Annotated in this window: 16 protein-coding genes; 11 read left to right on the forward strand and 5 right to left on the reverse strand. The window is 69.3% G+C overall.

Going from position 1 to position 18,269, the window contains the following annotated elements; all coding sequences use genetic code 11:
• Window positions 1-84: 84 nt before the first annotated feature.
• Window positions 85-1,689, forward strand: coding sequence for an RICIN domain-containing protein (locus tag A3CQ_RS0123105; RefSeq protein ID WP_169516298.1), 1,605 nt, complete (start codon window positions 85-87; stop codon window positions 1,687-1,689).
• Here the strand turns inward: A3CQ_RS0123105 and A3CQ_RS0123110 are convergent.
• The gene (locus tag A3CQ_RS0123110) at window positions 1,679-2,875 is read right to left on the reverse strand and encodes a carboxylate-amine ligase (RefSeq protein WP_020513330.1); all 1,197 of its coding nucleotides are present in this window, start codon (window positions 2,873-2,875) and stop codon (window positions 1,679-1,681) included. The genes A3CQ_RS0123105 and A3CQ_RS0123110 overlap by 11 nt on opposite strands.
• A gap of 65 nt (window positions 2,876-2,940) precedes the next feature.
• Here A3CQ_RS0123110 and A3CQ_RS0123115 point away from each other — a divergent pair, with 65 nt between their 5' ends.
• From A3CQ_RS0123115 to A3CQ_RS0123135, 5 genes are all read left to right on the forward strand, one after another.
• Window positions 2,941-3,207, forward strand: coding sequence for a DUF6412 domain-containing protein (locus tag A3CQ_RS0123115; protein WP_020513331.1), 267 nt, complete (start codon window positions 2,941-2,943; stop codon window positions 3,205-3,207).
• Window positions 3,208-3,258: 51 nt separating this feature from the next.
• Window positions 3,259-3,906: a YidC/Oxa1 family membrane protein insertase gene (locus A3CQ_RS0123120; RefSeq protein WP_020513332.1), complete on the forward strand. Its 648-nt coding sequence runs from the start codon at window positions 3,259-3,261 to the stop codon at window positions 3,904-3,906.
• Between the two features lie 93 nt (window positions 3,907-3,999).
• Window positions 4,000-5,406 carry a carbohydrate-binding protein gene (locus A3CQ_RS0123125; protein WP_026206071.1) on the forward strand — a complete coding sequence of 469 codons (1,407 nt, stop codon included), beginning with the start codon at window positions 4,000-4,002 and terminating at the stop codon, window positions 5,404-5,406.
• Between the two features lie 166 nt (window positions 5,407-5,572).
• Complete coding sequence (locus A3CQ_RS0123130; protein ID WP_020513334.1) at window positions 5,573-6,832, forward strand: chitinase; 1,260 nt, start codon at window positions 5,573-5,575, stop codon at window positions 6,830-6,832.
• 30 nt (window positions 6,833-6,862) lie between these two features.
• Entirely contained in the window at window positions 6,863-8,053 is a 1,191-nt protein-coding gene (locus A3CQ_RS0123135; RefSeq protein WP_040432718.1) for a carbohydrate-binding protein, read from the forward strand.
• A 52-nt stretch (window positions 8,054-8,105) separates the two neighbouring features.
• Here the strand turns inward: A3CQ_RS0123135 and A3CQ_RS53715 are convergent, their stop codons facing one another.
• Complete coding sequence (locus A3CQ_RS53715; RefSeq protein WP_020513336.1) at window positions 8,106-8,723, reverse strand: DedA family protein; 618 nt, start codon at window positions 8,721-8,723, stop codon at window positions 8,106-8,108.
• Window positions 8,724-8,776: 53 nt separating this feature from the next.
• On the opposite strand from A3CQ_RS53715, the gene A3CQ_RS0123145 reads away from it, so the two are divergent.
• The 4 genes from A3CQ_RS0123145 to A3CQ_RS0123160 are packed head-to-tail and all read left to right on the forward strand — an operon-like array spanning window position 8,777 to window position 13,151.
• Window positions 8,777-10,414, forward strand: coding sequence for an alpha-amylase family protein (locus tag A3CQ_RS0123145; protein WP_020513337.1), 1,638 nt, complete (start codon window positions 8,777-8,779; stop codon window positions 10,412-10,414).
• A 46-nt stretch (window positions 10,415-10,460) separates the two neighbouring features.
• Window positions 10,461-11,225, forward strand: a complete 765-nt coding sequence (gene fabG, locus A3CQ_RS0123150; RefSeq protein ID WP_020513338.1) for a 3-oxoacyl-ACP reductase FabG — start codon at window positions 10,461-10,463, stop codon at window positions 11,223-11,225.
• 58 nt (window positions 11,226-11,283) lie between these two features.
• A complete protein-coding gene (locus A3CQ_RS0123155; RefSeq protein WP_020513339.1) occupies window positions 11,284-11,685 on the forward strand; it encodes a hypothetical protein in 402 nt (133 codons plus the stop codon).
• 2 nt (window positions 11,686-11,687) lie between these two features.
• The gene (locus A3CQ_RS0123160) at window positions 11,688-13,151 is read left to right on the forward strand and encodes a glutathionylspermidine synthase family protein (protein WP_020513340.1); all 1,464 of its coding nucleotides are present in this window, start codon (window positions 11,688-11,690) and stop codon (window positions 13,149-13,151) included.
• Window positions 13,152-13,202: 51 nt separating this feature from the next.
• On the opposite strand, the gene A3CQ_RS57635 is transcribed toward A3CQ_RS0123160, so the two are convergent.
• Genes A3CQ_RS57635 through A3CQ_RS0123175 form a run of 3 tightly spaced genes read right to left on the reverse strand, consistent with a single transcriptional unit; the run spans window position 13,203 to window position 17,260 of the window.
• Window positions 13,203-16,211 (reverse strand): GAF domain-containing protein, encoded by a 3,009-nt coding sequence (locus A3CQ_RS57635; protein WP_020513341.1) that lies wholly within the window; start codon window positions 16,209-16,211, stop codon window positions 13,203-13,205.
• Window positions 16,208-16,867 (reverse strand): response regulator transcription factor, encoded by a 660-nt coding sequence (locus A3CQ_RS0123170; protein ID WP_211216669.1) that lies wholly within the window; start codon window positions 16,865-16,867, stop codon window positions 16,208-16,210. Before A3CQ_RS0123170 ends, A3CQ_RS57635 begins: the two co-directional genes overlap by 4 nt.
• 33 nt (window positions 16,868-16,900) lie before the next feature.
• Complete coding sequence (locus A3CQ_RS0123175) at window positions 16,901-17,260, reverse strand: response regulator (RefSeq protein ID WP_020513343.1); 360 nt, start codon at window positions 17,258-17,260, stop codon at window positions 16,901-16,903.
• A 153-nt stretch (window positions 17,261-17,413) separates the two neighbouring features.
• Between A3CQ_RS0123175 and A3CQ_RS0123180 the strand changes: the two genes are divergently transcribed.
• Window positions 17,414-18,265, forward strand: coding sequence for an alpha/beta fold hydrolase (locus A3CQ_RS0123180; protein WP_026206073.1), 852 nt, complete (start codon window positions 17,414-17,416; stop codon window positions 18,263-18,265).
• Window positions 18,266-18,269: the final 4 nt, after the last annotated feature.

Raw genomic sequence — 18,269 nt, forward strand, 5'->3', positions numbered from 1 at the left:
CGTTGTATCGATTGTTGAATGACAAGCGGGGGAGGGCCAGTGGGAAATGTTGGACGGGGTCGTGTTCTGCGCGGCCTCATGGTGATGGGAACTGTTCTCGCGGGGGCGGCGACCGTCGCGCCCGGGGTCGCGCAGGCGGCGATCACGCCGGCCGCGGCGGTGCAGATCAGGGCGGGGCACAGCAACAAGTGCCTCAACGTCGATCATGCGCTGACCGCCGATGACACGAAAGTCATTCAGTACACGTGCGGCGCGTCGTACACGAACGACAAGTTCCGGGTCGTGCCCAAGGGGTCGCAGACCTTCCAGATCGTCGCGCAGTTCAGTGGCAAGTGCCTGAACGTCTACAAGAACGGGACCACCGACAACACGCCGGTGCACCAGTACACCTGCAACGACACCGCCCAGAACAACCTCTGGAAGTTCCTGCCGGTGGCCGGGAACACGACCTACCGGATCCAGTCGGTGGCGAGCGGCAAGTGCCTGAACGTCTACCAGAACCTGACCACCGACAACACCGCGATCAACATCTACACCTGCGGCGCGGTGTCGACGCAGCTCAACGACCAGTTCTACTTCCCGCCGGCGACGGCGGCCACGATCACGGCGCTGCCGACCACGGCGCAGCCGGTGGTGGCCGCGCAGGCCGGCGTGAACACGGCGGCGGTCGGGGCGCTGGTCTACGGCTTCGTCGACACGCTCGGCACGTTCTGGCGGGGCTATCAGAGCGATCCGGAGACATTCAGCCCGGTGTGGCAGGCGGTCCCCGGCAACGAGCGGTTCACCGGCCACGTCTCGGTGAACAAGCAGGCCGACGGCCGGGCGCAGGTCTCGGGCCGCAACGCCACCGACGGTGACCTGTGGATGTCCACGCAGACCACCAAGGACACCAACACGTTCTACGGCTTCGCCGACGTCGGCGGCTCCACCAACTCCAACCCGGTGCAGGGCGTCATGCCGGACGGGAAGCTGGTCGACTTCGAGCTCGTCGGCGGCCAGCTTTGGCGGTCGGCTCAGGACGGCACCAACGTCCCGTACGGCGCCTGGCGCTACATCGGCGGCACGGGCCTGACCGGCGAGCCGGCCCTCGCGCCCACCCGGGACGGCCTGCGCGTGTTCGCCCTCGACGGCACCGGCGCGTTGCAGACCGCGACATACGCGGCCGGCGTGCTGAGCGACTGGACGAGCCTCGGCGGATCGGGTCTCAACGGCAAGCCGGCCGTGGTGATCCGGCCGGGCTACGCGGTCCGGATCGTGATACGCGCGGCCGACGGCTCGATCGTCACCAAGGCGCAGAACGACGACGGCACGTTCCCGGCGGACTGGACGACGATCCCGGGCTTCACCGCCGCCGGCGCGCCCGCCGCGGTGATGGACCCGACCACCGGCCGGGTCGGCATCGTGGCGCGGGCGGCCGACAACACCGTCTACTTCGTCGGTGAGACCGGCCAGAACACCGGCGCCTGGGGTTCCTGGGTGCAGCCGTACGCGACGCAGGTCGTGACCGATCCGTCGGTGGTCGTCTACGACAAGACGAGCGGCCGCGGCTGGGCCTACCTGGTCCGGGACGCCAACAACAAGGTGTACGCGGTGACCGCGAACGAGGTCCCGGGCGGCAGCCTCGCCGCCGCCCGGGCGGCCAACCCCGCGTTCACCTCGCACACCCTGCCGGCACTGCCTAAGAAGTAACCGGCTGCCGAGGGGCGGCGCCGGAGTTCCCGGTGTCGCCCTTCGTCGCGGCGGCCAGCCAGTCGACCACGTCGGCGACCGAACCGCTCTGGGCGAGGATGGCGCGCTGGCGGGCCGCGCCCGTGCCGTGCGCTCGCAGCCGTCCCATCAGGACGGTGGCAATCTCCAGGTCGCCGTGCCGATCGAGCTCCGGGCGTACGTGATCGAAGAGTTGCCGCATCAGGCGCCAGGCCGGCCGCGGCTCGCGGGTGGCCAGGTCGACCGCGACACCCTCGAGGCCGTCGTGCGCGGCCCGCCAGTGCGCCGCCATCAGCAGCGGGTGCGGCACCTGCGGGGCCGGGATGCCCGCGTGCACGTCCCGCAGCAGGGTGGCGACCAGGGCCCGGGCCAGCGCGGCCAGCAGCATCGCATCGTCGAGCGTGGGCGTGACGTCGCCCATCCTGATCTCGACGGTGGGGTAGTTGGCCGAGAGGCGGGCGTACCAGTAGAGCATTCCCTCGTCGAACATCGCCCCGGTCTTCTCGAGGTCCTTGACCAGCGTCTCGTACTCGTCGAGGGACTCGAGGTAGGGCGTCGGGCCGACGGTGGGCCAGCGCTCCCACATCATCGAGCGCCAGCTGGCGTAGCCGGTGTCGTGGCCGCCGAACAGCGGCGAGTTGGTGGTGGCAGCGTGCAGCACCGGAAGCCAGGGACGCAGGTGGTTCAGCACGAGGACGCCGGTCTCGGCGTCCGGGATGCTGACGTGCACGTGGGTTCCGCACATCCCCTGTCCCGGGGAGAGGTCGCCGTAGTGTTCGCGCATGCGGTGGTAGCGCGGCCGGTCGAGCACCCGGATGGCCGGGCCGGCGGCCGGCCCGGTGCCCACGGCCAGCAGGCGCGTGCCGGCCCGCTCGGCGGCGCCCGCCACCTCGGCACGCAGCGTGCGCATCGCCTCGAACAGGCCGCTCAGCTCGAGCTGAGGTGGGCTGGCCACCTCGATCTGACTGCGCAGGTACTCGTGCTGCACCGAGCCCCGGATCTCGTCGGGGACCAGGTCGACGACCCGTTCGACGGCCTCGACGCCGCGCGGCTCGTCCGCGTCGACCAAGATGTATTCCTCCTCGATTCCGAGTGTGAGGAGATCATGTGACTCGGCCTCCTCGGCCATCTCGTCGGAAATCGTGGTCCCACCGGAAACCGCGTCCATGAGTTAAGAATTACCCGCCGGTCACCATCGGAAAACGATGGCGCCACCGCGCTACCGTTGAGCCCATGCTTCTGCAGGCGCTCGTAGCGCTCCTGGACCCCTCGCGGGCCGGCGCGCCGACGCAGCTCGTGCTGAGCCTGGCCCTGGTCGCCGCGGCCGTCCTGATCATCGCCGCGGCCGCCGCACTGCCGGTGCCCGCTCTGTTCGCCGCACCCGCGGTGCGTGCCTTCGCCCGCCGTGCCCGCGTCACCGCCCGCCCGCGCCTCGCCGATCCCGATGCGGCCGGCCGTCCCCGTTCCCGAGCACCCTCCGGCACCCCCGCGGCAGCGTAGTTCCTGCCGCCTCGCGTCCTTTTCCCTCTGGATCGCTTGGGGTGCCCTTTCATGTCCATTTTCGCCATTCCCGGTGCGGCTATCGAATCTCTCGCCCACCTTTTCGTCCCGTTTGCCGGTACGGCCGCCGCGGCGCTGGCCATCGTCGTGTTCACCGTGCTCGTCCGGCTGTTGATCAGTCCGCTCACCTATCAGCAGGTCCGCGGTCAGCGCCGCCAGGCCGCCCTCGCGCCGGATATTGCCAAGCTGCGCGAGAAACACGGCGACGACCCGATGAAGCTCGCCACCGAAACGCTCGCCCTCCAGCGCGCGGCCGGCATCAGCCCGTTCGCCGCATTCCTGCCGGCGCTGATCCAGGCTCCGTTCTTCATGGTGATGTACCACGTCGCCCTCAATGCCCCGGACGGATCGCTGCTGGGCGTTCCGCTGGCCGCCCATCTCGCCGCCGGGCTGCCGATCTTCGCCGTGTTGCTGGTGCTGGCCGGGGCGTTGGCGTGGTGGTCGTCGCGCCGGATGACCGCGGCGATGACGACCCCGGTGGCCGGGCCGATGGGTTTGATGCGCTACCTGCCCTATCTGTCGGTGTTCGCGGTCGCGTGGATGCCGCTCGCGGGCGGGCTCTACCTGGTCACGTCGACCGCGTGGACCGCGCTGGAGCAGGTCGTCTATCGCCGCCCGGTAACAACGGGCAATCGTTGACCGCCAATATTGACACGCCACCGTAACGAGCGTGAAATGCCCGTGAGAGCGCTCTCACGCCTCCTCACCCCCCTACGGAAAGGCGTTTCTCCGATGGCATCTCGCACCAGAAGACGACTCCGCGTGGCTCTGGCGGTATCGACCGCCGCCATTGCCGTCGCCGCCACCGCGGTCTTCACGATGGACGCGAACGCGGCCGTCCCGTCGGCGCCCGCCGGCATGACGACCGTGTTCAGCGACGACTTCACCGGCGCGGCCGGCACCGGCCTGAACACCTCGAACTGGCTCTACGACATCGGCACGTCCTACCCGGGCGGCGCGGCGAACTGGGGCACCGGCGAGGTCGAGACGATGACGAACTCGACCGCGAACGTCTACCAGGACGGCGGCGGCAACCTGGTGATCAAGCCGATCCGCAGTTCGTCCGGGCAGTGGACGAGCGGCCGGGTCGAGACGCAGCGCACCGACTTCGCGGCGCCGGCCGGCGGCAAGCTGCGCATGGAGGCGCGCATCCAGCAGCCGAACGTGAGCGGCGCGGCGGCGGCCGGTTACTGGCCGGCCTTCTGGGCGCTCGGTGCGGCGGCCCGGCCGGTCGGCGCGACCAACTGGCCGAGCATCGGCGAGGTCGACATCATGGAGGACATCAACGGCCGGTCGTCGGTCTTCTCCACGCTGCACTGCGGCACCGCCTCCGGCGGCCCCTGCAACGAGACCACCGGCCTCGGCTCCGGCGAGCGCGCCTGCTCCGGGTGCCAGACCGGATTCCACACGTACGCGGTGGAGTACGACCGCAGCGTCTCGCCCGAGCAGCTGCGCTTCTACCTCGACGGGAACAACTACTTCACGCTGAACTCGTCCCAGCTCGACGCCACGACCTGGAACAACGCCCTGCACCACGGATTCTTCATGATCCTGAACGTGGCCATGGGCGGCGGCTTCCCGGCCGCGTTCGGCGGCGGGCCCACCGCGTCGACGCAGTCCGGCGTGCCGATGCTGGTCGACTACGTGGCCGTCTACCAGTCGTCGGGCGGCACCACGACCCCGCCGACCACCACCCCGACCACGTCGCCCACCACCACGCCGCCTACCGGTACGCGGGACGCGTACTCGCGGATCGAGGCGGAGTCGTTCAACGCGCAGTCCGGCACCACGACCGAGGCGTGCGCCGAGGGCGGTCAGGACGTCGGCTACATCGCCAACGGTGACTGGCTGCAGTTCAACAACGTCAACTTCGGTACGGGCGGGGTCAAGGACTTCCTGGCCCGGGTGGCGTCGGGGGCCGGCTCCGGGGTGAGCGGTCTCGTCGAGGTGCGGGTCGACAGCCGCGGCAACGCGCCGATCGGCAGCTTCGCGCTCGCCAACACGGGCGGCTGGCAGACCTGGACGTCGATCCCGGGCAACGTGTCGAACCTGTCCGGCACGCACACGGTCTACCTGACCTTCACGAGCGGGCAGCCGGCCGACTTCGTGAATGTGAACTGGATCCAGTTCCGCAAGTAAAAACGCACGTCGATGGGCCGAGGGCGTGACCTGCGTCTTCGGCCCATCGTCATGTCGTACGTCATCCGAAAAGATTTAAGGTTCTTTAACGTTCGGCCCTCTGGACTTTTACTGTTAACAGTCCTAAAGATTGACGCATCTCAACGTGATGCATGGAGGGACGGCGATGAACCGCTCCAGATCGGTGATCCTTGCGACCGTCGCCGCGCTCCTCGCGGGCGGCGCCGCGGTGTACTTCGGTGGCGACGCGAGCGCCGCGACCGCCTGCGCGCCGGCCTGGAGCGCGACGGCCGTCTACGTCGGCGGCAACTCGGCCTCGCAGAACGGCCACAACTACACGGCGAAGTGGTGGACGCAGAACGAGTCGCCGGCCACGCACTCCGGTCAGTGGGACGTCTGGGCCGACAACGGCGCGTGCGGCGGGACGACCACCCCGCCGACCACGCAACCGACGACGCGGCCGACCACCACCCCGCCGACGACGCAGCCGACGACCCCGCCCACGACCACGCCGCCCTCCAACGGCTCGCTGCCGGCCCACTTCCTCACCGGGTACTGGCAGAACTTCTACAACGGCGCCGCGGCGCTCAAGCTGGCGAGCGTCCCGAGCAACTACGACCTCATCGCGGTCGCCTTCGCCGACGCCACCGGGACACCCGGCGCGGTCTCCTTCACCCTCGACTCCGGGCTCGCCGCGCAGGTCGGCGGGTACACCGACGCCCAGTTCAAGGCCGACATCGCCACGATGCACTCGCGCGGCAAGAAGGTCATCATCTCGGTCGGCGGGCAGAACGGCACGGTCAGCGTCTCCGACTCGGGCTCGGCCACCAACTTCGCGAACTCCGTCTACTCGCTGATGACGACGTACGGCTTCGACGGCGTCGACATCGACCTCGAGAACGGCATCAACGCGACCTACATGGGGAGTGCGCTGCGTAGCCTGCGGGCCAAGGCCGGCGCCAACCTGATCATCACGCTCGCGCCGCAGACCATCGACATGCAGAGCACCGGGTCGTCGTACTTCGCGCTGGCGCTGTCCATCAAGGACATCCTCACCGTGGTGCACACCCAGTACTACAACTCCGGCTCGATGCTCGGCTGCGACCAGAACCAGGCGTACTCGCAGGGAACCGAGAACTTCCTGACCGCGCTCGCCTGCATCCAGACACAGGGCGGCCTGCGGCCCGACCAGGTCGCGCTCGGCCTTCCGGCCAGCGGCAGCGCGGCCGGCGGCGGCTACCAGTCGCCGGCGAACGTCAACGCGGCCCTCGACTGCCTGGCCCGCGGCACCAACTGCGGCACGTTCAAGCCCCCGGCGACCTACCCGGGCATCCGCGGCGCGATGACCTGGTCGATCAACTGGGACGTCAGCAACGGCAACTCGTTCGGCAACACCGTCAAGCCCCACCTGGCCACCCTCCCCTGACCCGACCCCCACACCCCCGTAGGAGTCCCCGTGAAACTCGGCAGAAAACTGCTGGTGGTCGCCGCCGTGGCCGCCGCCGGCCTGACCACCGCCGTCATCCCCATGACCAGCTCGAACGCGGCCGTCGCCTGCGTGGCGGCCTGGTCGTCGAGCGCCGTCTACGTCGGCGGCAACCAGGCCTCGCAGAACGGCCACAACTACACGGCGAAGTGGTGGACGCAGAACGAGTCCCCCGCCACCCACTCCGGACAGTGGGACGTGTGGGCCGACAACGGCGCCTGTGGCGGCACCACCCCGCCGACCACGCAGCCCACCTCCGGCCCGACCACGAACCCGCCGACCGGCGGCAAGATGGCGTCGGCGCCGTACGTCTACCCGGGCTGGGGCAACCCGCCGGCGCCGTCGACGGTCACCAGCGCGACCGGTATCAAGGCGTTCACCATGGCGTTCGTGCTGGCCAACGGCGGCTGCAACCCGGCGTGGGACGGCGAGAGCGGCCTGACCGGCGGCGTGCACGCCAGCTACATCTCGCAGATCAAGGCGGCCGGCGCGGACATCGTCCCGTCGATCGGTGGCTGGAGCGGTAACAAGCTCGGCCCGAACTGCACCACCGTCGACGCGCTCGCCGGGGCGTACCAGAAGGTCATCAATGCCTTTGGTCTCAAGGCGATCGACATCGACATCGAGAACACCGATGAGTTCGAGAACACCGTGGTGGCGGACCGGATCGTCGGCGCGCTCAAGATCATCAAGCAGAACAACCCGTCGGTGAAGACGATCCTGACCTTCGGCACCTCGACGACCGGCCCGACCTACTACGGCACCCGGCTGGTGCAGCAGGCCAAGGCGCTCGGCGCGAACATCGACATCTTCACCCAGATGCCGTTCGACTTCGGTGGCGGCTCCGATATGTACACCTCGACCGTCAACGCCTCCGAGGGCCTGAAGAACCTGCTCAAGACGACCTTCGGGTACACCGACGCGCAGGCGTACTCGCACATGGGCATCTCCGGCATGAACGGCCTGTCCGACCAGCAGGAGCTGACCTCGACCGACACCTGGACCCGGATCCGCGACTACGCCAAGAGCAAGGGCTTCGCGCGGTTCACCTTCTGGGCGGTCAACCGGGACCGTGGCTGCGCCGGCGGCGGAGTGGTCTCGAACTGCTCCGGCATCGCGCAGGCCGACTGGGCATTCACCAAGATCAGCGCAGGTTTCTGAGGGGGGACGCTTCGCCAACGCCGTCCCCTCGCGGGCCGGAATCCCCCGCTGATCACGACGGGCGGTCGCTACGCACAGCGGCCGCCCGTCGGCGCTTCTTGACCACCCACCAGACGACCGCACCCACGAAGAACGCACCGACCGCGTAGTCGAACCAGTGGCTGTACTTCTCCACGTCGCGCCAGCGCTCGCCGAGCAGATATCCGGCCCCGACGAACAGCGCGTTCCACACTCCGCTGCCGAGAGCGGTGAAAACCACGAATTGGCCGAGCGGCATGCGATTGGCTCCGGCCGGAACAGAGATCAGCGACCGTACGACCGGAGCACAGCGCCCGAAGAGCACGGCGCCCCGCTCGTGCCGCTCGAACCAGCGATCGGCCTTGTCCAGGTCGGCCGCGTCGACCAGCGGAATCCGGTCGAGCCATCGGCGGAGGCGCTCCTCGCCCAGCCACCGGCCCAGCCCGTACAGCGCCAGCGCCCCGGCCACCGACCCGGCGGTGGCCGCGATCAGCACGAGCACGAGGCCGACCCGGCCCTCGGCGGCCAGATAGCCGGCCAGCGACAGCACTATCTCGCTCGGGATCGGCGGCACCAGATTCTCCAGCGCGACGAGCAGGCCGACGCCCAGCTCGCCGAGCGCTTCGATCACCGACGCCACCCATCCGCTCATCAACACCTCTTACCCGGTTTCGCGGATGTCACCCGGTGGCATCTATGACGGGTATGAGTGACCGCTGGTACAAGAAAGCCGTCGTCTACTGCCTCGACATCGACACCTTCGCCGACTCGAACGGGGACGGGGTCGGCGACATCCGCGGCCTCATCGGCCGGCTCGACTACCTGGCCCGGCTCGGGATCACGTGCCTGTGGCTCAACCCGATCCACCCGTCGCCCGACCGGGACGACGGCTACGACGTGTCCGACTTCTACAACGTCGACCCGCGCTTCGGCACGCTCGGTGACTTCGCCGAGCTGCTGCATCAGGCGGACAGTCTCGGCATCAAGGTGATCATCGACCTGGTCGTGAACCACACCTCGGACCAGCACCCCTGGTTCCAGTCCGCGCGGTCGTCACCGGAATCGCCGTACCGGAACTGGTATGTCTGGAGCGAGAGCGCGCCGCCGGACCGCCACCAGGGCATGGTCTTCCCCGGCGAGCAGGGCGAGACCTGGAGCTACGACCGCACCGCGAAGGCCTGGTACTACCACCGGTTCTACAAGTTCCAGCCCGACCTGGACATCAAGAACCCCGCGGTACGCGCCGAGATCAAGAAGATCTGCGCGTTCTGGCTGCAGCTGGGCGTGGCCGGGTTCCGGATGGACGCGGTGCCGTTCATCATCGAGGAGACCGAGCCCGGCAATCCGAACTCGCCCAAGGACTACGACTTCCTCACCGACCTGCGGCAGTTCCTGCAGTGGCGCAAGGGCGACGCGATGCTGCTGGCCGAGGCGAACGTGGAGCCCGCCCAGCTCGGCGTGTTCTTCGGCGACTCCGGCGGCTCGAACAGCCGGCTGCACATGCTGTTCGACTTCATGCTCAACACCAAGCTGATGCTGGCCCTGGCCCGGCAGGACCCCGAGCCGATCATGGAGGCGCTGCGCGAGACGCCGCAGCTGCCCGACGGCGGGCAGTGGGCCACCTTCCTGCGCAACCACGACGAGGTCGACCTCTCCCGGCTCACCGCCGACCAGCGCGCCCGGGTGTTCGAGGAGTTCGGGCCGGAGCCCGCGATGCAGCTCTACGGCCGCGGCATCCGGCGACGGCTCGCGCCCATGCTCGGCGGCGACCGGCGGCGGATCGAGCTCGCCTACTCGCTGCAGTTCAGCCTCCGCGGCACGCCGGTTCTGCGGTACGGCGAGGAGATCGGCATGGGCGACGACCTCGCGCTGGAGGGACGGGACGCCATCCGTACCCCGATGCAGTGGTCCCACCTGCCCAACGCCGGCTTCACCGAGGGCACGCCCACCCGCCCGGTGATCTCCGACGGTGAGTACGGCTACCACCGGGTCAACGTGACCGATCAGCGGCACGACACGACGTCGCTGCTCTCCTGGTTCGAGCGGATGATCCGCACGCTCCGCGAGGCGCCCGAGATCGGCGCCGGCAGCTGCACCCACGTCGACGTTCCGGTACCGGCCGGAGTGCTGGTGCACCGGGCCGACGACCGCACCGGTACCATGCTGTTTGTGCACAACCTGTGCACAAATGATGCGGTCGTCGATCTCAGCTCCGTGTACGCCGAGGCCGAGTCACCGAACGACATTCTCGCCGACCGAGAGTACCCCGACCTGGGCAAGCTCGCCGAGGTCCCGGTCGCCGGGTATGGCTATCGGTGGATCCGGCTGCGGCGCTGCGCGTGAGCCGGGTTACAGTCGGCCGTCGGCGCAGAGATCACTGGAGGTCGCGATGTCGCAGTCCGCTCCCACCCGCGTAGCCATCGTCACCGGTGCCGCGCGCGGCATCGGGGAAGCCACCGCCCGCAAGCTCGCCGCCGACGGTCTGGCGGTCGCGGTGGTCGATCTCGACGAGGGCGCCTGCGCCAGCACCGTCACCGCGATCCACGACGCCGGCGGCACCGCGCTCGCCGTCGGCGCCGACGTCTCCGACTCGGCCCAGGTCGGGGCCGCCGTCGAGCGGATCGTCACCGAGCTGGGCGCGCCGACGGTGCTGGTCAACAACGCCGGCGTGCTCCGCGACAACCTGCTGTTCAAGATGACCGACGACGACTGGGAAACGGTCATGGCCGTCCACCTGCGCGGGTCGTTCCTGTTCAGCCGCGCGGTGCAGAAGCACATGGTCGACGCCGGGTGGGGCCGGATCGTCTCGCTCTCCAGCACGTCGGCGCTCGGCAACCGCGGCCAGGCCAACTACTCGGCCGCCAAGGCCGGCCTCCAGGGCTTCACCAAGACGCTCGCGATCGAGCTGGGTCGCTTCGGCATCACCGCGAACGCCGTCGCCCCCGGCTTCATCGTGACCGACATGACGGCCGCCACCGCCGCCCGGGTTGGGATGGATTTCGCCGATTTCGAGAAGGCGGCCGTGAGTCAGATTCCCGTCGGCCGTGCCGGGCGTCCCGAAGACGTCGCGAACACCGTATCCTTCCTCGTCAGCGAGGGCGCCGGCTTCGTGTCCGGCCAGGTCATCTATGTGGCGGGCGGCCCTCGGGACTAGGCCCAGTGGCTCGGTGCCGGTTGCTGAGAGGCGTTACAAAGAAATGATGAACAAACGCATGACCTCCCGCAGTGTCTCGCTGACCAGTAGCTTCCTGTTGCTGGCGGCGGGTGGCGCGGCGGCCTGCGACAGCGGCAACCAGTACCACGACGAGGGCTTCTACTGCGCCGACGCGAACGGTGTGATCGTCGACGAGGACTACTGCGACGACAACCGTCACTACGGCGGCGGCTTGGTGCCGTACTACATCTGGCACTCGTCGGGTTACCGGTCGGGCTATCCCATCGGTTCGCGACTGCCGGCCGGTGGCGCCAAGTTCGCGTACAACGACAAGGCGTCGCGCTCGTCGTTCGGCCTGCCCTCGACCGGCAAGATCGGCAACGGCACGGTCAAGACCAGTGTGGTCGGCAAGGGCGGCAGCGGCAGCAAATCCGGCAGCCACAAGTCGGGCGGCAGCTGACCGTGCGCCGGGTTCCGTACGGTCCGGTCCGGGACGGGTGGAAACTCACCAACTTCAGCCTCGGACTGACCTACAACGACACCGAACTGCCCGACGGGACGATGATCTCGTACTGGCAGGAGGGCCCGTACTACGACTTCACGGCGGCCGAGATCGAGGAGCTCGAGTCGGCCACCTCTGTTTTGCACGCGATGTGCCTCGAGGCCGGCGACTGGATGGTCAAGCAGTGCCCGCGACACACCGTCGAGGGCCGTCGGCAGGGCTACTTCGCCTCGATCTGCAACCCGTCGACCTGCTTCCTCGCCAAGATCGGCATCCCCGAGTTCGCGCATGAGCAGATCATCCGTACGTGGTTCGACGGCGACGCGGAAACGTGGACGCACTACGACAAAGACCCCGACATGCGGCTGCCGATGGAGACGCCGGATTACTCGCCGAGCGTCTACGGCCGCTTCGACCTCTGGTACAACGGCGCCGGCACCACGCCCAAGCTGCTCGAGTTCAACGCGCAGACGCCGACGTCCCTGGTCGAGAGCGCCGTCATCCAATGGCACTGGGTCGACCAGACCGGCGTGACCCGGCACCCGTGGCGCCAGTGGAACTCGATCCACGACCGCCTGGTCGGCTGGGAGGCGATCGACGGCGAGCCCGCCAACCCCGGCGCCTGGCGGCGCAACATCGCCAAGCTGCGCGAGGCCCGCACCTGGCTCCCCGAGAAACCCAAGATCTTTTTCGCGTACGAGACCAGCGAGGTCTCCGGCGAGGATCGCATGAACGTCGCCTACCTCATGTCGACCGCCGAGGAAGCCGGTTACCCCGTCGAGCTGATCGCGATGAGCCAGATCGGCTGGGACGTCGCGGGGGACCGGGTGGTGTTCGTCCCTTCGCCGGGCGAGGAGCACAAGGCGCAGCCGATCGACATCATCTTCATGCTGTACCCCTGGGAGTGGTTCTGGCACGAAGAGGGCGGCAAGGCCTTCTTCCGCAACATGGCCGACCCGACGAAACACGGCACGGTCTGGATCGAGCCGCCGTACAAGGCCGGGCTGCTGGGCAACAAGGCCATCCTGCCGGTGCTGTGGAAGCTCTTCGGCGACGATCCCGAGCGCTCCCGCTTCCTGCTGCCGTCCTATTTCGCGGGCTCCTCCGGCGCGGCTGCGCTGAAGTCGTACGCGAAAAAGCCGGTCTGGGGCCGGGAGGGCGGCTCGGTCACCCTGGTGCGCGAGGGCGAGACCATCACCGAGAATCCCTCCGAGTACGGCGCGGACGGCCTCTTCGTGGTGCAAGAGTTGTGCGAGCTCCCCTCCTTCGACGGGCTGGAGGGCACGGTCCATCCCGTCCTAGGCGCCTGGCTGATCGACGGCGAACCGGCCGGCATGGGCATCCGCGAGGGCCTGGGCGTCGACGGCCTGGTCACGAAGAACCAGTGCTATTTCGTCCCACACACCGTCGAGGCGGACGCCTGACCTCGCCCGTTCTCCGCGCCGACCTCGACGTCGACTCGCAGACGATTTCGTTCAGCCGGGCCGCGGTATCGGCAGGGAGGCGTGCACCGCGGTGCCGCTGCCGGCGGTGCTGGTTATGCCGAGGGTCCCGCCCGCGGCGCCGACACGGTCCGACAGGCCGGTCAAGCCGGTTCCGCCGGCGGGATCGGCCCCACCCACGCCGTCGTCACTGATCTCTATCGAGAGGTTGGCCCCGTCGAGGCGGACTCTGACCTCGGCCTGGGTCGCGCGCGCGTGCTTGATGACGTTCGTCAGGGCCTCGGCGACGATGAAGTAGGCGGTGGTCTCGATCTCGGTGGGCAGCGCGGGCGTGTCGAGCCCGAGCCGGACGGGAAGGCTCATGTCGCCGATCAGGGATTCCAGTCCGGTGCGCAGGCCGCCTTGGGTGAGGGCCGCCGGCAGGATGCCGTGGACGACGTCGCGCAGGTCGTTGTTGGCGCGTTCGGCGTGGTAGAGGGCTTCGTCGATCTGGTCGCCGACCGCCCGGCCTCTGGTGAGACTGTCCCGGGTGAGTTTCAGCGTGATGATCGCCTGGACGAGCCGTTGCTGTGCCCCGTCATGGACGTCGCGCTGCAGCCGCCGCCGGGTCTCATCCGCGGTGGCCACGACCCGGGCTCGGGACGCCGTGAGCTGCGCCTTGTTCTCGGCGTTGGCGATGGCCAGGGCGGCGAGATCGGCGAACTGCCGGAGGCGCTCGGTCGTGCCGGCAACGGGAGGCTCCGGGATCTGTGCCGTCAGTGTTCCCCAGATCTGTCCCTCGACGGTGACCGGAACCGAGACCTCGCCGGGCGCGACGGCAGACCGATCGGCGTCGAACGGTCGCAGCACCGCCGGCGAGCCGCCCAGCAGCTTTGACGCTTCCGTCGTGATCGCCTCGAACAGCTCGCCGAGGGCAGTGCCGTGGGCAACCAGTTCGGCCACCCGGCGGAAGGCGGCCTGCTCCTGCGCGAGGGCGCGCACCTCGTCGCGGGCCTGAGCGGCGGAGATCGTGGTTCCCGCAAGCTCGGCAAAGCTGGTGAGGTCGTCCAGCACCGTTTCGGAGATCGGCCGGTCACGGCCCACGGCGACCAGCACTCCCCAGAGCTGGCCCTGCAGTCGGATGGGTACCGCCGCGCTGGCGGAGAAGCCGAAACCGTGGGCGACATGAGGCCACCGCCCCGACATCCCGGCGAGGTTGTCGATCCGGGCCGAGCGGCCGGTGCGCCACACCCGCTGCACGGCCCCGTCACCGGTGCCGGGCGCGCGCATTCCGGGCACGAGGTCTCCCGGGGCGCCGCTGAGCGCCACGATTTCGGTTGATCCGTCGGGCTCGTACCGCAGGACCGTGGTGAACGACACGCCCGCCAGGTAGGACGCCTGCACGGCAACTGATTCGAGGACCTGTTCCGCCGACGCGTTCGCGGCAGCGAGTTCGGCGACCTGGCGCAGCGCCGCTTGCTGGCCGGCCATCTGCTCGACCTTCGCCCGGGCCTGGTTGTTGGCGAGCGCGGCGGCGACCAGCTCCGCGAACTGATCCAACCGCTGTTCCGTGTCGGCCGGTAGCCGACGTCCCGGAGTGGTGACGCCGATCATCCCCCACATCCGGTCCTCGACGACGATCGGCACGAACACGCTCGAGCCGACACCGAACTCGGTGTGCCCGAGCAAAGGGCCGGTCTTCGCGCCGTAGTCGTCCAGCCGCGCCGACCGTCCGGTCCGTAGCATCTCGGCGACCGGGCCGCCGTCGTCGAGGGGAATCTCCACGGTGTACCCGACCGGCGCCGGGCCGCCATGGGTGGCCACGACAGTGATCGTCCGCTCACCGGTGAGCCGCGCCAGGGTGCTCGCCTCGTTCCCGGTGAGTGCGGCGGCCTCGCCGGTGACGGCGTCGAAGAGTCTTTGACCTCCCGTTCCGCGGGCGACGAGCTCGGCCACCCGCCGCAACGCCGCTTGCTCGGCGGCCAGCCGGCGCAGATCGGCCCGGGACTTCGCGCTGAGCATCGCGATCGCGGCGATCTCGGCGAACTGCGAAAGACAGCGTTCGGTGTCCGGCGGGAGGGGCCGGTCGTTCGAGGTCATCGCCAGCAGACCCCAGATCTCGCCCGCCACCGTGATCGGGACGCCCACGCTCGCCCGGATGCCGGAAGCCCTCGCCTCGGTCGTGGCTTCCGAAACCGGCGCCGACGAGTAGTCGTCGATGCGGGCGGCCCGGCCGTGTCGTTGCACGACGGCGCCCAGGTCGTCACCCGTGAAGCGGACGCTTCCGGCCGCCCGGCCCCGTTCTCCGCTGACCGCCAAGACGGTGGCCGTGCCGCCGTGGTCGAACCGGGCGATCAACGTGCGGCAGCCGTTCCGGAGTGCGGAGACCTCGACGGCCAGCGCCCGGAAGACATCGTCCGGTTCCGTCCCCCGGGCCGCCAGCTCCGCGACCCGACGGAGGGCAGCCTGCTCATCTGCCAAAACCCGGAAGTCGTCCTTCGCGTGGGCGCCGGCGACGGCCGTCGCGGCGATGTCGGCGAAATCCGCGATCCGATGTTCGAGGCCGGCCGCGACGGTACCGGAGAGACTCATCCCGGTGAGCACGCCCCAGAGGTGGCCCTCGACCAGGATGGGGGCGGCGACGCCGGCCGTGATGCCGAGCTCGTGCAACCGGGCTGCCTCGTCGCGGGGCACGTCGGCGTAGTCGACCCGGACCGGCCGCCCGGAGTCGAAGACCCGCAAGACCAGTCCGTCGGGCAGGTGCGGGGCCCGTTCGCCGACCTCCAAGCCGGGTGGCCCGTTGCGCAGGGCGACGATGTGTGCGACTCCGTCCGGTTCGTACCTGAGCAACGCGGTGAAGTCGACCTGGAACGCCGCGTACGCCTCCGCGACAATCGCGTCGAACACGGCCGCGCGGTCGATCCCTCGAGCGACGAGCTCGCCGAGGCGGCGGAGCGCGGCCAGCTGATCGACGAGCGGACGTTCCCCCGTGCCGGGTGGCTCGCCGGCCGGCGGCGCATCGGCCGTCCGGTCCGCGGGGCCGCGCCGGCCGGGATGGATCACCGCCGTTCACCGCTCCCGCGAAGAAACGCCAGGACGGCGTGCACGCGCCGATGCTCGCCACCCGCGGGCCGGATGCCCAGCTTGCGGAAGATGGCGGTCACGTGTTTCTCGACCGACGCTTCGCTGATGTGCAGGGTGTCCGCGATACCAGCGTTCGACTTGCCCTCGGCCATCGCCGCCAGCACCGCGTGCTCGCCGGCGGACAGCACGCGCAGCGGGTCGTCCGGTCTCTGCCGACCCAGGAGACGCCCGACGACCTCGGGATCGAGCACGCTGCCGCCGACGGCCACCCGGTTGATCGCCTCCAGGAAGGTCTCGACGTCACCGACCCGTTCCTTGAGCAGGTAGCCCACCCCTTCGGGCTGGTCGCCGATGAGCTGCAAAGCGAGCGACGGTTCGTAGAACTGCGACAGGATCAATACCGCGGTCCGGGGCAGGCGCCGGCGAAGCTCCACGGCGGCGACCAGTCCGTCGTGCTCGTGGTGGGGCGGCATTCGCACGTCGATGATCGCGACATCGGGACGGTAGGCAAGGGCCTTGCTCATGAGTTCGTCCGCGTCACCGGCCTGGGCGACCACGTCAAGGCCGGCCTCGGCCAGCAGCCGCGCGACGCCCTCGCGGAGCAGGACGTCGTCTTCGCCGATCATGACTCGCAGGACCGTTGCCGAGCCCGTCGTGTCCATGACCGCTCAGCGCTCGCCCAGCAGATCGTCCAGGGCGTCCTTCGTCAGCTCCGTTTTGGGGAGGAATCCTGCGGCGCCGGCGCGGTGGGCTGCCGACCGGAACGCCTGGTCGGAGTCCGTGGAGATCAGGACCACCCGCACGGGCCGGGGCAGCGCCGTCAGGCGCCGGCTGACGGCGAAGCCGGAGCCGTCCGGCAACCCGACGTCCACAAGGGCGACGTCGGGCCACATCTGAGAGGCACGCGCAAGCGCCTCCGCGACGGTGCCCGCTTCGCCGACCACGTCGTGTCCCCAGTCTGTCAGAAGTTGTCTGGCGAGAGCGCGGAAGGCAGGGTCGTCGTCGACGACCAGCACCGTGCTTGGCATCCCACCATGCTGTCAGGGTGGCACGAATGAGAAGGTAGGGGTAGCCGGAAATCGGTGCCGGAGAACCCACTCCGGCCGTCGGGCCAACGGGCCTGTCCGCAGATGGCACCCTCTGGGAGATTCCCTCGAAGGAGCGATTCGAGGGGGCACATGATGGGAACGATCACGGTCGGCCGGGAGAACCTCGCCGACATCAATCTGTACTACGAGGATCACGGCAGCGGCCGACCGGTCGTGCTGCTCAGCGGCTGGCCGCTGGACAGCCGTTCCTGGGAGCCTCAGGTGCACGCGCTGCTGTCGGCCGGCTATCGAGTGATCGCATACGATCGTCGCGGGTTCGGCCGCTCGGATAGGCCCACTGTGGGGTACGACTTCGACACGCTCGCCGCCGATCTCGACCGGGTTCTGGCCCGGCTGGACGTGGTGGACGCCACCGTGATCGGCTTCTCACTCGGTACCGGCGAACTGGCCCGGTACATCGGCACCTACGGGACGGGGCGGCTCAAGAGCTGCGTCTTCATCGAAAGCCTCGCGCCGTCGTTCGTCCGGTCGGACGAGAACCCGCATGGGGTCGACCAGGCCGGGGTGGACGGGGTCCAACAGGCGATCCTCGACGACCGGGCCGGCTGGCTGACCGGGCTGCTCAAGGACTTCCTCAACCTGGACGACTACCTCGGCACCCGGGTCAGCGAGGAGACGGTCCGTACCAACTGGAACGCCGGCGCCGACGCCTCGCCGTGGGCGACGTGGGCCTGCGTGCCCACCTGGCTCGAGGACTTCCACGCCGACGTCAAGGGCATCGACGTCCCCACGCTGATCCTGCACGGCACCGCCGACCGAATCCTGTCGCTCGAAGGTCAGGGCCGGCGCATGCACGCCGCCGTACCGCAGGCGCGCTACGTCGAGATCGAGGGCGGCCCGCACGTGCTGTGCGTGACGCACGCCAAGGAAGTCAACCGTGAGCTGCTGGCCTTCCTTGGGCAGCACGCCGAAAACGCCGGCTAGGAGA

Origin of the sequence: Paractinoplanes globisporus DSM 43857 (assembly GCF_000379645.1) — a bacterium.
GTDB lineage: Bacteria > Actinomycetota > Actinomycetes > Mycobacteriales > Micromonosporaceae > Actinoplanes > Actinoplanes globisporus.

What these genes read in the sequence shown, in the direction of transcription:
- A3CQ_RS0123105 (WP_169516298.1), top strand. Translation starts at nt 85, where the DNA reads ATGGGAACTGTTCTCGCGGGGGCGGCGACCGTCGCGCCCGGGGTCGCG.
- A3CQ_RS0123110 (WP_020513330.1), bottom strand. Translation starts at nt 2,875, where the DNA reads ATGGACGCGGTTTCCGGTGGGACCACGATTTCCGACGAGATGGCCGAG.
- A3CQ_RS0123115 (WP_020513331.1), top strand. Translation starts at nt 2,941, where the DNA reads ATGCTTCTGCAGGCGCTCGTAGCGCTCCTGGACCCCTCGCGGGCCGGC.
- A3CQ_RS0123120 (WP_020513332.1), top strand. Translation starts at nt 3,259, where the DNA reads ATGTCCATTTTCGCCATTCCCGGTGCGGCTATCGAATCTCTCGCCCAC.
- A3CQ_RS0123125 (WP_026206071.1), top strand. Translation starts at nt 4,000, where the DNA reads ATGGCATCTCGCACCAGAAGACGACTCCGCGTGGCTCTGGCGGTATCG.
- A3CQ_RS0123130 (WP_020513334.1), top strand. Translation starts at nt 5,573, where the DNA reads ATGAACCGCTCCAGATCGGTGATCCTTGCGACCGTCGCCGCGCTCCTC.
- A3CQ_RS53715 (WP_020513336.1), bottom strand. Translation starts at nt 8,723, where the DNA reads ATGAGCGGATGGGTGGCGTCGGTGATCGAAGCGCTCGGCGAGCTGGGC.
- A3CQ_RS0123145 (WP_020513337.1), top strand. Translation starts at nt 8,777, where the DNA reads ATGAGTGACCGCTGGTACAAGAAAGCCGTCGTCTACTGCCTCGACATC.
- fabG (WP_020513338.1), top strand. Translation starts at nt 10,461, where the DNA reads ATGTCGCAGTCCGCTCCCACCCGCGTAGCCATCGTCACCGGTGCCGCG.
- A3CQ_RS0123155 (WP_020513339.1), top strand. Translation starts at nt 11,284, where the DNA reads ATGACCTCCCGCAGTGTCTCGCTGACCAGTAGCTTCCTGTTGCTGGCG.
- A3CQ_RS0123175 (WP_020513343.1), bottom strand. Translation starts at nt 17,260, where the DNA reads ATGCCAAGCACGGTGCTGGTCGTCGACGACGACCCTGCCTTCCGCGCT.
- A3CQ_RS0123180 (WP_026206073.1), top strand. Translation starts at nt 17,414, where the DNA reads ATGGGAACGATCACGGTCGGCCGGGAGAACCTCGCCGACATCAATCTG.